The 13,384-nt window shown below is 68.6% G+C and carries 11 protein-coding genes; 10 read left to right on the top strand and 1 reads right to left on the bottom strand.

Features of this window, described 5'->3' with window-relative positions; translation table 11 throughout:
* Window positions 1–41: 41 nt before the first annotated feature.
* The 10 genes from H6717_12695 (at window position 42) to H6717_12650 (ending at window position 11,824) form a co-directional block, all read left to right on the top strand.
* Entirely contained in the window at window positions 42–1,490 is a 1,449-nt protein-coding gene (locus tag H6717_12695; GenBank protein ID MCB9577872.1) for a protein kinase, read from the top strand.
* A 38-nt stretch (window positions 1,491–1,528) separates the two neighbouring features.
* Window positions 1,529–2,908: a hypothetical protein gene (locus H6717_12690; GenBank protein ID MCB9577871.1), complete on the top strand. Its 1,380-nt coding sequence runs from the start codon at window positions 1,529–1,531 to the stop codon at window positions 2,906–2,908.
* A gap of 91 nt (window positions 2,909–2,999) precedes the next feature.
* Window positions 3,000–4,529, top strand: a complete 1,530-nt coding sequence (locus H6717_12685) for a glycosyltransferase (GenBank protein MCB9577870.1) — start codon at window positions 3,000–3,002, stop codon at window positions 4,527–4,529.
* 169 nt (window positions 4,530–4,698) lie between these two features.
* Window positions 4,699–5,028, top strand: a complete 330-nt coding sequence (locus H6717_12680) for an integration host factor subunit alpha (protein ID MCB9577869.1) — start codon at window positions 4,699–4,701, stop codon at window positions 5,026–5,028.
* Between the two features lie 7 nt (window positions 5,029–5,035).
* Window positions 5,036–5,401, top strand: coding sequence for a MerR family transcriptional regulator (locus tag H6717_12675; GenBank protein MCB9577868.1), 366 nt, complete (start codon window positions 5,036–5,038; stop codon window positions 5,399–5,401).
* Window positions 5,402–5,552: 151 nt separating this feature from the next.
* Window positions 5,553–6,044 (top strand): single-stranded DNA-binding protein, encoded by a 492-nt coding sequence (gene ssb, locus H6717_12670; GenBank protein ID MCB9577867.1) that lies wholly within the window; start codon window positions 5,553–5,555, stop codon window positions 6,042–6,044.
* Window positions 5,992–7,800: a hypothetical protein gene (locus H6717_12665; protein MCB9577866.1), complete on the top strand. Its 1,809-nt coding sequence runs from the start codon at window positions 5,992–5,994 to the stop codon at window positions 7,798–7,800. The genes ssb and H6717_12665 overlap by 53 nt, the downstream gene beginning before the upstream one ends.
* Window positions 7,801–7,890: 90 nt before the next feature.
* The gene (locus H6717_12660; GenBank protein MCB9577865.1) at window positions 7,891–9,423 is read left to right on the top strand and encodes a hypothetical protein; all 1,533 of its coding nucleotides are present in this window, start codon (window positions 7,891–7,893) and stop codon (window positions 9,421–9,423) included.
* Between the two features lie 3 nt (window positions 9,424–9,426).
* Complete coding sequence (locus H6717_12655) at window positions 9,427–10,548, top strand: SDR family oxidoreductase (GenBank protein MCB9577864.1); 1,122 nt, start codon at window positions 9,427–9,429, stop codon at window positions 10,546–10,548.
* On the top strand, window positions 10,529–11,824 hold the full coding sequence (locus H6717_12650) for a hypothetical protein (protein ID MCB9577863.1): 1,296 nt from the start codon (window positions 10,529–10,531) through the stop codon (window positions 11,822–11,824). Before H6717_12655 ends, H6717_12650 begins: the two co-directional genes overlap by 20 nt.
* 70 nt (window positions 11,825–11,894) lie before the next feature.
* Here the strand turns inward: H6717_12650 and H6717_12645 are convergent, their stop codons facing one another.
* Window positions 11,895–13,376, bottom strand: a complete 1,482-nt coding sequence (locus H6717_12645) for a hypothetical protein (GenBank protein ID MCB9577862.1) — start codon at window positions 13,374–13,376, stop codon at window positions 11,895–11,897.
* Window positions 13,377–13,384 lie beyond the last annotated feature (8 nt).

The raw sequence follows: 13,384 nt of genomic DNA, 5'->3' as shown, positions 1-13,384 counted from the left end.
GGTGGCGCTCGACGAAGGGGGAGGTTACCCTACGCTTTGGAATGGCAGGGACTCCCGCGCCCGACGAGGTCGTCGCCGGCAAGTATCGTCTGACGACGATGCTCGGACAGGGCGGCATGGGGTCCGTGTGGGAGGGCGTTCACCAGACCCTCGGCACCCGCGTCGCCATCAAGTTCATCGAGAACGACTACGTGGAGAGCGAAGAAGCGCGACAGCGCTTCGTGAACGAGGCTCAGGCTGCTGCTCGGCTGCGGAGCAAGCACGTGGTTCAGGTGTTCGATCAGGGCGTGATGGCGGACGGGCGGCCCTACATCGTGATGGAGTTCTTGAGCGGTGAGCCCCTCGACCAGAGGCTCGAACGCGTCGGACGTCTGTCGCTGCCCGAGACCGCGGTAATCATCGGACAGGTGTGCCGGGCGCTGATCAAGGCCCACGAGGCCGGCATCGTGCACCGGGACATGAAGCCGGAGAACATCTTCTTGGTGCACGACGACGAGGACGGCACCGAGATCGCCAAGGTGGTGGACTTCGGCATCGCCAAGTTCACGGACGCGAGTCTCGGCGTGTCCAACGCCACGCGTACCGGCTCCGTTCTTGGCACGCCGTACTACATGAGCCCGGAGCAAGCGCGGGGGCTGCGCACCGTGGATCATCGTGCGGATCTGTGGTCTCTCGGCGTGATCGCCTACCGCTGCGTGACCGGAAGCTTGCCCTTCAAGGGTGAAGCCGTCGGCGACCTGCTGGTGAAGATCTGCACGGCGCCGCTGCCGGTACCGAGCCAAACGGTTCCCGAGCTGGCGGGTCCGTTCGATTCCTGGTTCGCTCACGCCCTCGGACGCGAACCAGAGGAGCGATTCCAGTCGGCGCGGGAGCTGGGGGAAGCGCTGACGCAAGCCGCGGGCTTGCCGCCCCGGGCGCCCATGCCGTCGGCCGTCGGCTTGGCGCTGGCCTCCGGGCCGCACCCGGCAATAACGCCGTCGGGTCCCAGCCACACGCCGCCCACGCTGATGGCCAGCCCCGCTCACACGGCGGCAGCGTTCACCCACAACGCAATCCCCACCAAGCGAGGCGCTCCGATTGGGCTGATTGCCGCTGCCGTCGCCGGCCTGTTGGTGATGGGTATCGTGGGTGTGCTCGTGCTCCGGGCCGTGACGGCGGAAGCCGCGCCAGAGCCCGCTGCCAGCACTGGCGCGCCGGAAGCCAGCGCCGTCACCACGCTGCGAACCTCCGAGCTGCCGAGCTCCTCGGCGCCCGATGTGAGCCCCACCGTCGCGGAGCCGCCGGCCTCGGCGTCCGCCGCTTCGGAGCCCGACCCGTCGACGAAGCCCGTCGCCAAGCCGGCGGTCAAACCAACGTCCAAGCCCACGGCCACGGCCAAGCCCACCGCCAAGCCCACGGCCACGGCCAAGCCCACCGTCACCGCCAAACCCACGGCCACGGCCAAGCCCACCAGCACTGGCAAGCCGCAGGGTGTGGATCTGGGCTACTGACGTCGGCGCTTGACCCCCCGCCCGGGCTCGCCGTACGGATGAGCATGCTTTTCGAATCGGCCTCTCGCGCTGCCGGACGCATTGCCCTGGTCGTGCTGCTGCTCGCCGCCACTTCGAGCGCTCAGTCCGCCGCGGACAAGGCGACGGCGCGGCAGCTGGCAACGGACGGCGTGGAGCTGTATCGGAAAGGCCAGTTCCAAGACGCGCTGGACAAGCTCCAGCGCGCAGAGAAGCTGTACGACGCGCCGGTGCACCTGATCTACATCGCGCGCGCCCAGGTGAAGCTCGGCCAGTTGGTGGAAGGGGCCGAGACTTACCGCCGGTTGGTCCGCACGGAGCTCGACAGCAGCGCTCCCGAAGTGTTTCAACAAGCCGTCGCGGATGGTCGGAAAGAGCTCAAAGAGGTCGAGCCCCGCATCCCCGCCCTGCGCATCGACGTGGAGCCGGCGGATGCCGAGGGGCTGACGCTGTCACTGGATGGCAAGGATCTGTCGGCCGCGGTGGTGGGCGTGGACCGCCCCACGAATCCGGGAGCCCACAAGATCAGCGCCCAAGCGCCGGGCTACAGCCAGGCGGAGGACAGCGTCACCCTGGGAGAGGGCGACAAGAAGGCCATCAAGCTCACCCTCGAGAAGTCGGCGGACGGGGGTGCTGGCCCGGGGGGCGGGGCGACGGGTGGCGGCCCGAAGGACGAGGGCGGGGGCGGTGCTGGCAGCAAGGCCGAACAGAAGGGCAAGTTCGGCTTCGTGCTGGGCGCGCGGCTCGGCGGCATCGTGCCCACGGGAAACCTTGCCAAAGACACCACCGGGGACATTCCCATCACGGACTACTACGGCGGTGGCGGCGGCCTCGAGCTCCGCGGCGGGGTGCGCTTCCTCGACTATTTCACCGCGCATCTCTTCGGTGGGGGCTACGGTGTGAAGAGCGGGAGCGCCTTCGACCAACCACTGCACCAGACAGCGGCGGGCAACACTCAGATCGAGAGCCAGACGGTGCTGGCTCAGGCGGGCGTGGGCCTGCAGGCCGGAACGCCCGTCGGGCAGTTCGGTGGCTTCGGCGAGCTCGACTTCCTCTTCCTCAACAACTTCACGACTACTCAGAGGATCTCAGGCGACATTCCTGATCCCACGAAGCCTGCGCCGGCCACTGTGGCCATCGATTGCTCCGCCGACATCGTTGCCAAGTCCAACGGCGTGCGCCTCGGCGGCGGCATGAACATCCCCCTCAGTCGCCAGTTCCAGCTCACCCCGCTCGTGATGGGCACCCTCGCGACCGTCACCGAGGTCAGCGTTCCGGCCTGCGGACCGTTGCGCGACAACACCAAGAAGATCGGCAAAGACAACCGGGCGGCCCACCTCACGCTGTTCATCGGGGCCGGCATAGATTGGCTGCTCGGACCCGATATTCCCTCGAAATAGCAGCGATTTTCGGCGAGCTACAAGGCCGTGCAACAATTTACATCCTGGTGACATTCGGCCTGACGCGCAGTGTTAATTCAAGCGACAGCGAATGGAAAAGCTGCTCGTTCTCGCCTACTTCTCCGTGCTCCTCCTGCTCTGTGGCTACGGCGTCCATCGCGCGCACTTGGTGATCCTGTGCGCTCGCAATCGCAAGAAGCTGCTCAAGGCCGCGCGTAGCATCGTCGTCGCGGAAGAGGAGCTTCCCAGCGTCACGGTGCAGTTGCCGCTGTACAACGAGGCCACCGTCGTCGCGCGGCTGCTGGATGCCGCCGCCACCATCGACTACCCGCGGGATCGTCTGGAGATCCAGGTGTTGGACGACTCCAGTGACGAAACCCGCGAGATGGCGGAAGCCAAGGTCCGGGAGCTGCGGGCCACCGGCCTCGACATCGTCTACGTGCGGCGCCCCAACCGGGTGGGCTACAAGGCCGGCGCTCTGGACTTCGGCTTGGCCCGTGCCAAGGGCGAGCTGATCGCCATCTTCGATGCGGACTTCGTGCCGCAGCCGGACTTCCTTCGGGACGTGGTCGGCCACTTCCAGGATCCGAACATCGGCATGGTGCAGACCCGCTGGGGTCACATGAATCGCGACCACAGCCTGCTCACCAGCATCCAGGCGCTGATGCTCGACGGTCACCACATGGTGGAGAACCGCGCGCGCTTCGGGGCCGGGCACATGTTCAACTTCTCCGGCACCGGTGGCATCTGGCGCCGGGAAGCGATTTCCGCCGCTGGTGGTTGGCAGCACGACACCCTCACGGAAGACTTGGATCTTTCGTATCGCGCGCAGCTCGCGGGCTGGCGCTTCGTGTACCGCCCGGACGTCCTCACGCCGGCGGAGCTGCCGGAAGACATGTCCGCCTTCCGCGCTCAGCAGTTCCGCTGGGCAAAGGGTACGGTGCAGACGGCGCGCAAGCTCTTGTCTCGGGTGCTCCGCTCTCGGCTCACCCTGGGCCAGCGCGTGGAGGCCTTCTTTCACCTCACGCCCCACTTCGCCTATCCGCTGATGATGCTCTTGAGCGTCCTGCTCCTGCCGGCGTTGATCCTGATGCCCGCTACGGACATCAAGACCATGCTCGTCATCGACTTGCCCTTGTGCGTGGGCGCCACGGGCTCTCTCGCCACCTTCTACGCCCTCGCGGAGCGCGCCCAGGGCCGCTCCGTCTGGGGGGCCATGCGCCGACTGCCCGCGCTCATCGCTCTCGGTGCCGGTCTCGCACCGCACCTCACCCGGGCGGTGTACGAAGGCCTCCGCACCATGTCGGGGGAGTTCGTTCGTACGCCCAAGCGTGGCATCGTCGCTGGTCGCTACCGTCAGCAAGCGCAGCTGCCCATGCTCGAGATCGGCCTCGCCCTGCTGTCGCTGGCCAGCGTGGTGGCCTCCCTCGAGACCCACCACTGGTTCGCCACGCCCTTCGCCCTGCTGTTCACCGCGGGCTACACCTACGTGGCCACGCTGGTGGTCACGGAGCAGGCCGGTCGTCGCAAGAGCGCCGTCGTCGCCCCGGATCGCGTCAGTGGCGTTCCAGGGGAGGAGAGCGGCGAGCTCGAAGCCCCGTCCGTCGCTCGCGCCGCCTGATAACCGGCGAAATCGGAGCAGGAGTGCCCTCCGTCGCGTGGGCGCTCCTTCGTGGGTGGCGCGCTAATTCCGGTGGACTTCTCGGAGGTTGCCGGTACTATGGCGGTACTTTTGGGTGCGGCTTGCGGGTGATTCTTGCCCGCTGCAACAGTGCCTGAAGGGGGTCTCTATGACGAAGGCCGATATCGTACAAGCGGTGTACACCCGGCTCGGGGGCTTCTCGAAGAAGGAGTCCGCAGATCTCGTGGATCTCGTGTTCGAGACCATGAAAGAGACCCTGGGGCGGGGAGAAAAGATAAAGATCTCGGGGTTTGGCAACTTCGTGCTGCGGGACAAGCGGCAGCGCCAGGGTCGCAATCCCCAGACGGGCGACCCCATCGTCATCACCGAGCGTCGGGTGCTGAACTTCAAGGCCAGCCAGCTGCTCAAGCAAGCGCTGAACAACGAGGACGGCGAGGGCACCCCCGAAGGCGTGCCGGCGGTCGCCAGCGAGGAGTAGCGGCCCGGTGAGCGACGCATCCAAGCTGCCGGTCAAGCTCTACTATCGCATCGGCGAGGTCGCAGAGATCGTGGGCGTCGAGCCCCACGTGCTGCGCTATTGGGAGACGGAATTCCGCACCATCCGTCCCCAGAAGTCGCGCAAGGGGCAACGCATCTACTCCCGCCGTGACGTGGAGAAGCTGATGCGGGTCAAGGACCTGCTCTACAACCACGGCTTCACCATCGCTGGCGCCCGCAAGCGGCTCCGGGAAGGGGGCGCGGAACCCGTGGCCGAGGGAGAGGCGCGCCGCCAAGAAGCCGAGAAGATGCGGCGTGCCCTGCTGGACCTGCGCAAGGACGTCGTGGCCATGCTCGGCGAGCTCGAGCGCTGAGCCGGTCTGGCGCGTTTTTCCCTGGAGATGAAAGCCGCCGCGTCGTCCCGCGGTTGGTTCCAGACGGACAGAGAACTTCCGAGCAGCGCTTGACTCCGCGGTGCTGGTCGTCCACACCGGGGCAGCATGAGAACCCCGGAGGAACGCCCCCATGGCTGAAGGTCTGAACCGCGTCTTCTTGCTTGGCAACCTCGGTGCCGATCCCGAGCTGCGCATGACCAACTCGGGAACGGCCGTGCTCAAGATGCGGCTCGCCACCACCGAGTCCTACGTCGACCGCAATCGCGTGCGCCAAGAGCGTACGGAGTGGCACAACGTCGTGGTGTGGGGGAAGCGCGCCGAGGCTCTCGGAAAGTTCTTGAGCAAGGGCACCCGCCTGTTCGTGGAGGGCGGCCTGCGGACCAGCAGCTACGACGACCGGGACGGCAACAAACGCTACCGCACGGAAATCGTCGCGACCGAAATCATCCTGGCCGGCGGCGGCAGTCGCGGCGGCGGCGGCGGTGGTGGCGGCGGTGGTGGTGGGGGCTACGGCGGCGGTGGCGGTGGCGGGGGCGGCCGCGACAGCGGACCTCCGGACGACGGTGGCTATGACGACGCGGACTACGGCGGCGGTGGCGGTGACGACGACATCCCGTTCTGAGTGGCTGCGCCGCACGGCGCAGGCCACGCTCATCGCTCTCGGGCTCGGCTTGGGCGCCTGCTCCGGGTGCGAGGACGAGTCCAAGAAGGGGCCCGCGGGCAGTGCTTCGGCCGCCGCCGCGCTGGCCCCCGTCCCGGTTCCCGATGGGCTGGCGGTGGAGATATTGGTGCCGAACCCGGGCGCCACCTGGACCGCGCTGCGCGCCCTGGGCGGCGCCGGGGTGGCCCTGTTGCCCAGCACCTTTCCCATGCTCGCCGCTACGTTTCTGGGCGTTCCGCCGGATACCGCGGACGTGATCGACGCCGACACCCCGCTGACGGGTGTCGTCGGGACCTCGGCCAAGCAGAACCTCGGTGTCGTGCTCGCGGTGCACGTCACCAGCGGTCGAGAGCTGATCGCGCGGCTCACCACCGGCGCCAAGGCCGGGTACGTCGAGCGCAAGGACGAGAAGAGCGGCGTGACGGTGCTCGAGGCCAAGCCCGGGAAGGCGTCGACGGAGCTGGTGCTCGGCGTCGTCGGCAACTACCTCGTCGCTTCCCGAGAAGAAGAGGACCTGCTGCGCTACGCGCCGTTTGCGGCGCGCACGTTGCCGACCCGCGCCATGCCCAAGGAGGCCATCGTCGCCACCGCGGACAAGAAGGCACTGGCGGGTCCCATCACCAGCGCGCTTCGAGACCGCTGGAAGGCCATGTCCGCCGGTCTGCGCCTGGCCGATCAGCAAAATCGGCAGAAGCACGGTGGGCGTGCCCCCGACTTCGGGGATCCGGCCGTGGCACTCACGGGCATGAGCGCCGCGGTGGAAAGTTTCCTGGCAGTGCTCGGCAGCACCAAACAAGCACACCTGACGGTACGGCCAGAGAAGGACCGGCTGGCGGTGCGGCTGATCGCCGACCCCGAGGCCACGGGCGCTGCCAAAGAGCTCGGTGAGTCCCTCACGGTCGGAAGCGCGGAGCCGCTGCTCGCGCTGCCCGCCGGCGTAGCGGTCGCCGTGCTCTCCCGCTCCAGCGCGAAATCCCGCGAGGAATCCGCCAAGTCGACGTCCGAAGGGCTCACCCAGCTGTTCGGCGACCGGCTCGAGAAGCGCGACAGCGATCGGGTGAAGTCGGCCCTGGCGGAGCTCGCCGAGGGCCGCGGGGACTGGACCGCCTATGGGCTCTCCATGGTTCCCGGCGCCGTGGTGGTGCAGAGCGCAGTCAGCGACAAGAAAAAGCTCGATGGCGGCGTGAAGTCCGCGCTCAAGTTGCTGTCGCTGCCGGCGTTCAAGGAGCCGCTCGGGCGCTTCGTGGGCGACTACACGCTCAAGACCGAGCACGCGAAGATCACGGGCCTCGATTCGGGTGCCGAGCGCGCACTGTTCACCGTGAAGCCGAGCACCATGCGCACGGCGAACGATCCCAACGGCAATGTGGACGCCGCGCCGAAGCCGGTGGAGCTGCTCTGGACCGTGAGCGACGACAAGGCCATCGCCGCGCTGGCGCCCGACGCCGTGCCGGTGCTGGTGCAGCAGGTGACGGCCAAGCCGGAGACCACGTTGGCGAGCAGCGCGGCCATCAAGCAGATCGTGACCGCGGCGGGCTCCAGCGTTTCCTTCGCCGTGTTGGTGCAACCGCTGAAGCTCGGCGGAGCAGGAGTGCTGGCCGGGGACGACGCGCCCTTGTTGCTCACCGTCGGTCGAGACGGCGAGCGTCCCGCGCTGCACCTGGAAGCGGATCAAGGCGCCCTGCGCGGGCTGATCCGCACCGCCCTCATGCGCTAGCGCACCGCGACGGGGTTCGCGCCGCAGCAACATCCCCATGGAAATGGCGGCGTTTGCGACGCGTCAGCGGCAGCACTAAAGTCCGTGGGCATGCCTCGCCATCCGGCTCTCGCGCTGGTCCTCGCGCTCTTGGCGCTGGGGTGTGGACGCTCCGTCGTGGACGACGTCGATGCCATCGACGCTGGTCCCGACGGCGGCGCGGCAGCGGGCGGCGTAGGCGGTAGCGCGGGCACGGGCGCCAGCGGCGGAGCGGGCACGGGCGCCAGCGGCGGGACGGGAGGCGTCGGGGGCGCGACCGGCGGCAGCGGCGGTGTCGGCGGCATCGGCGGCTTTGGCGGAGGGCCGAACTGTGGCCCCTGTGACGGCTGCTGCGACGCGGCGGGGATCTGCCGTCCGGGCAAGGACAGCAACGCCTGCGGCAAGGGCGGCACGGTGTGCTTCGACTGCGGCTCGATCGGCTTCGGCTGCGTCGACGGCACCTGCGAAGGCACGGCGCCGCCGTGCGGTCCGGGCACCTGCGACGGCTGTTGCGACGCCGCGGGGCAATGTCACTTCGGCAACGAGACGGACGCCTGTGGTGAAAAGGGCGGCGCCTGCAGCGATTGCACGGCGCTCGGGCTCGGCTGCAATGCGGGGGTGTGCGAAGGCCCCCCGCCGAAGTGCTCGGCGCAGAACTGCGGCGGCTGCTGCGATGCCACCGACAACTGCCTGCCCGGCAACGTGGACACTTCCTGCGGCGCCACCGGCGCGGCCTGCGAGAATTGCCTGCCGATGGGCAAGAAGTGCAATCAGCCGGGGAGCTATTGCGCGTTCCTGCCCACCTGCGGCCCGTTCACCTGCGCTTCGGGCTGTTGTGACGACAGCGGCGTATGCCGCAACGGGCAGGCCAACCAACAGTGCGGCAACGACGGCGCCAAGTGTTCCGACTGCACCCAGTTCGGTCTGAGCTGTGCGCCTCAGGGCTTCTGTTACCAGGGCACGCACTGCGGTCAGGACAACTGCGCCGGCTGCTGCACGGCCACCGGCGTGTGCGTCGCCGGCGCCGGCAGCACCGCCTGCGGCCAGTTCGGCAAGCTGTGTCAGAACTGCGCCGCCAGCGGCAACACCTGCATCGGACAGGCGTGCACCACCGGCGGCAACTGCCCGGCTCCTTACGGCGGCTGCTTGCCGCCCAAGCTCACGGCGCCGCCGGTGGCCAGCACCTCTTGTAGTGGGGCGGATCTGTCCACGTTGGCCAACGCCTGTGCCGGCACCAGTGACGCCTGCTCCAAGCAGTTCGAGAAGCTGCTGACGTCGAACCCGCCCTGCTACGACTGCATGCTGCAGTTCGCTGCGGACGACGCCTACGCACGCTGCTTGGCTCCGTTCCTGACACCGGACTGCAACCACCAGGTGACCTGCGCGGTGGAGTGCGGCAACGAGACCTGTGGCGAGTGCTCCGATGCGGAGGCGGACGGCTGCTCCAAGTACGTATTCGGCAAGGGCGGCAGCTGCGGCGAGTGGATCAACGGCTACTACTGCAACCAGGCGGCCCTCGCCGGGCCCGGCGCCTTCTGCAAGTGGAACGACGCCCTCGGTCCCTGGCTCTTGTCGGTGGGCAGCCACTACTGCGCGGCACTCTGAGCCATGGCAAAAAAAGGCTACGACAACGTCGTCCTGCTCACGGGCTTCCCGAACTTCCGGGCCAAGCGAATGCTCGAGCACCTGGTGCTGAGCGAGCCGAAGACGCTGGTGTACGCGGTGGTGCAGAGCAAATTCGAGAGCGTGGCGAAGGCCGCGCTCGCGGCGCTGCCCAAGGACCAACGAGAGCGCGTGGTGTTCATCTCCGGAGACGCCGCGGCGATGGACCTCGGGCTGAGCGGCAAGGAGTACCGCGAGATCGCCCAGGCCATCGATCGCATCCACCACATGGCGCAGGTGACCTACCCCGGCGCTCCCGCGGACATGGCGGAGCACGTGAACATCGGCGCCATGCGTGAGATCGTGGAAATCGGACGCATGGCCAAGAACCTGAGCTGCGTGGCCGTGCACTCCAGCGCTTCGGTGAGCGGCAACCGCACCGGGCTCGTCCTCGAGAGCGAGCTCAACGCGGGGCAGACCTTCCGCACCCCGGTGGAGGAGACGTTGGCGCGGGCCGAGCGGCTGGCGCGCATGCACATGGACGATCTGCCCATCGTGGTGTTTCGGCCCACGCAGATCGTGGGGGACTCCAGCAGCGGGGAGGTGGATCGCTTCGATGGGCCCTACCTCTTGATCTTGTTGATCGTGAGCTCGCCTCAAGAGCTGCCGGTGCCGCTGCCCACCCGTGGGGACGCGCCGATGAACCTGGTGCCCATCGACTACGTGGTGCAGGTCGCTCATCGCATTGCCTGTCACCCCGAGGCCCGTGGCCGCACCTTCCACATCGCCGACGTGCGGCCGCTCACGGTGCGGCGCGTGTTCGAGCTGGTCGCCAACAGCGGCGGCAAGCGTTTGCCGGGGGGCTTCATACCGTCGCGCGTGACCAAGGCGCTTTTGAGCGCGCCGGGGGTGAACCTGCTCTCGAAGAGTCCGCGCGCCTTCGTGGATCTACTCACCACACCGGTGCGCTACGACACGCGCAACACCGACGAGCTCCTCGCCGGTAGCGACATCGTGTGTCCCCCCTTCGAGGACTACGTGGACGCGCTCGTGGCCTACGTGAAGCGTCGCCTCCAGGAGCGACGCCAGCTCGGAGAAGAGACGGAGATTGAGGACGCACTCCTTTGACAGCGAGCGCGCCGCGGGGCTCGGGCTCGCGGCGCTGTCGGCCCTGGTGGCCATCACCTGCGCGTCGACGAAGCCGCTGACCCCGATGCCGGCGCCGCCGCCCCCGGTGGCGACCTCGCCCGCCCCGGCGCCCACGCCGGTGGAGCCGCCCCCCGTCGCGTCGTCGGAGCCGGCCCCGGTGCTGGACGCCGAAGCCCCGAAGGCGCCGGAGGATCTCCTCGCGCACTTCCACGCACGGCTCACGTCCGCCAAGCCGGTTCGCATCGCCTGGCTCGGGGACTCCCACACCTACGCGGACTTCTGGACCCACGCGGTCCGGAGCGCGCTGCAAGAACGCTACGGCAACGGCGGACCCGGCTATCTGCTCGTCGGCATTCATCCGTATCGCAGCGGACGCGCCAAGATCACGGTGGACGGCAAGTGGCGCCACGAGCCGTCCTCGCCGTCCTCCGGAGCGCACCAGCTCGACGGCACCTTCGGCTTGCTCGGCATGCGCGCGGTGCCGGTGTCCGCCGACGCGCGCTGCACCATCGAGCCGTACTCCACGGCCGTGGAGGGCGGCGCCCGCTGGACGCTCCTGTTCCGCGAGAAGGGTCAGGATCGCTTCGAAGCACGCGTGGGCTCCGGCGAGTGGAAGACCGTGGGGCCCGCCACCGGCAGCGCCCTGCCGGGCTCGCCCATTCGACGCCTCACCCTGAAGGGCAAAGCCAAGGAGCCGTTCCAGGTGCGCGCCAAGAGCGGCGCGCCGGAGCTGTTCGGCGTGATCCTCGAGAGCGAAAAGCCCGGCCTCGTGCTCGACAACCTCGGCATCAATGGTGCGCGCGCGTCCACGGTGTTGGCGTGGGAGGAGCGAGCCTGGGAAGCGGAGCTCCGCGCTCGTGCGCCCGCGCTGGTGGTCCTCGCCTATGGCACCAACGAGGCCGCCAGCACGCTCACCGCCGCGCGCTACCAGGCGCACGAGAAGGCGCTCCTCGAGCGGGTGAAGAAAGCCGCTCCAAATGCGGACTGCCTGATGATCGGGCCGACGGACATGGCCACGCCGGAAGGGGGCTCGCGGCCGCGGGTGGCCGAGCTCGACGCCGCTCTGGAGTCCACCGCGCGGGAGTCGGGCTGCGCCTTCATGAGCGCCTACCGCGCGATGGGGGGCGAGGGTGGCTTCGCCAAGTGGGCCAAGGAGTCGCCGCCCCTGGGCTCGCCGGATCGCATCCACCTCACGCCCAAAGGCTACGAAGCCCTCGCCGAAAAGACCGTCGAGCGTCTGCTCCCGAAGGATTGATCCGTCTTCTTCTGTTGGTCCGGCGCGATGCCCGTCGCGGCGCGACGGGTATCGCGCCGGACCAACATCATCAGCGGCCCTGGTTGTAGCCCTTCATCAAGGCGCGGTAGATCCAGCTGGCGAGCACTTCCGAACCGCTGCCGGTGGGATGCGTGAGATCGGCCTGACCCAGACCGCGGCCTACCCAGGCGGCCATCGAGCCCGAGCCGCCCATGGCTTCGAAGGTGTTGAAGAAGGCGCAGCCCACCTCCGCGGAGGCTTTCTTCTGCTCTTTCACGATGGCGGGGATCACCGGCATGGTGGAGAGCGAGGCGCCCTTCTTTTCGGCGCGATCCATGGCGCCGACCACCAGGCAGCCGGCGTCGGGGACGGCCTTCTTCCCCTGCTCCAGCACCGCCACCATGGTGCGGTGATAGTCCGCCATGGAGTAGGCGAAGCCATCGCCGCTCTCGTTGGCGCCGAACTCGTAGATGAGCAGGTTGGGCTTCCGCCACCTGAGCTGCTGGGCCCAGTGGGCGTCGTCCTGCTTGTCCAAGAAGCGAATGCGCGCGCCCTGCACGCCGATGGCATCCAGCACTACGCCGGGAACGTCGCGCTCCATCACTACCCCGAAGGCGCGCACCGTGCCCTTGGTGGTCACCACCTCGAGCTCGTGGGGGCCGTCGGGCACGTTCACGGTGACGGTGGCCACGTGCACTTCGTCCGCCTGGGTGTCGATGACGGAGTGCTCCTTGCCGTCGAGGTTCAGCTTCATGGTGCCGCCGCCGGGCTGCGCCAGATAGCTGACCTCGTAGCGGGACACGGAGCGGCCGAAGTGCCCGCTCTTGGCGGTGCCGAAGCGCGCGCGGCTGCCGGGCGGCGCGCGGAAGGTCACGCCGCCGAGGCCGTACAGGCCGTCGGGGGTGAGGGGACCGACGATGCGGCTCACCATCCAGCCGCTCGACGCGAAGCGGGACACGTCGTTGTGGAAGTACGCGGGCCAGGCGTTGGCCATCAGCATGTAGCCGTGGCCCGCGTCGCCGAACTGTGCTTGGAGCTTGCGGCGCAAGGTGCCGGACACGTAGTCGCTGGTCACGATGGAGTCGCCGAAGTGGATCACACGGGTGATGGCGCCGGGTTCTTTGGCTGCCGTCTTCGCGAGCGCCGCGTAGAAGCCTGCGAGCGCCTTGCCGGAGGCGTCCTCGATGGGGACCGGCGGCTCCTTGGTGTCGATGGGCGGCAGCTCCTTGCCGCTGGACTGCTGCGCGATGGGCCCGCGGGCGCTCTTCGGCAGCGTGATCTCCTCGGGTTGCGCCAGCTCCGGGCGCTCCTTGGTCTCGAGCTCGAGCTTCGCTTCGCCCGCGGTCATCACCGGCGGCGGAATGGCGCCCACCACGCTCTCGGCGCTGGTTTCGGGCGGCGCGCCGAACAAGCGCAGCGCCGGTACCTTCTCCGCGGCCGCGGCCAGCACGCCGAGGGTGAGCACGGCCAATACGGGACGGGACAAGAGCGCGCCCCGCGCTCGCTCTAGGACCGGACCGCGCACGGCGACCGCGTCGCTCTGCCGATTCATGTCACGAC

The sequence above is a fragment of the Polyangiaceae bacterium genome (assembly GCA_020633235.1).
GTDB lineage: Bacteria > Myxococcota_A > Polyangia > Polyangiales > Polyangiaceae > JACKEA01.
Note: the sequence above shows the minus strand (reverse complement) of the source record. Positions and strands in the feature narration are given on the sequence as shown.

What these genes read in the sequence shown, in the direction of transcription:
- H6717_12680 (MCB9577869.1), top strand. Translation starts at nt 4,699, where the DNA reads ATGACGAAGGCCGATATCGTACAAGCGGTGTACACCCGGCTCGGGGGC.
- H6717_12645 (MCB9577862.1), bottom strand. Translation starts at nt 13,376, where the DNA reads ATGAATCGGCAGAGCGACGCGGTCGCCGTGCGCGGTCCGGTCCTAGAG.
- H6717_12690 (MCB9577871.1), top strand. Translation starts at nt 1,529, where the DNA reads ATGAGCATGCTTTTCGAATCGGCCTCTCGCGCTGCCGGACGCATTGCC.
- H6717_12665 (MCB9577866.1), top strand. Translation starts at nt 5,992, where the DNA reads ATGACGACGCGGACTACGGCGGCGGTGGCGGTGACGACGACATCCCGT.
- H6717_12660 (MCB9577865.1), top strand. Translation starts at nt 7,891, where the DNA reads ATGCCTCGCCATCCGGCTCTCGCGCTGGTCCTCGCGCTCTTGGCGCTG.
- H6717_12655 (MCB9577864.1), top strand. Translation starts at nt 9,427, where the DNA reads ATGGCAAAAAAAGGCTACGACAACGTCGTCCTGCTCACGGGCTTCCCG.
- H6717_12685 (MCB9577870.1), top strand. Translation starts at nt 3,000, where the DNA reads ATGGAAAAGCTGCTCGTTCTCGCCTACTTCTCCGTGCTCCTCCTGCTC.
- H6717_12695 (MCB9577872.1), top strand. Translation starts at nt 42, where the DNA reads ATGGCAGGGACTCCCGCGCCCGACGAGGTCGTCGCCGGCAAGTATCGT.
- ssb (MCB9577867.1), top strand. Translation starts at nt 5,553, where the DNA reads ATGGCTGAAGGTCTGAACCGCGTCTTCTTGCTTGGCAACCTCGGTGCC.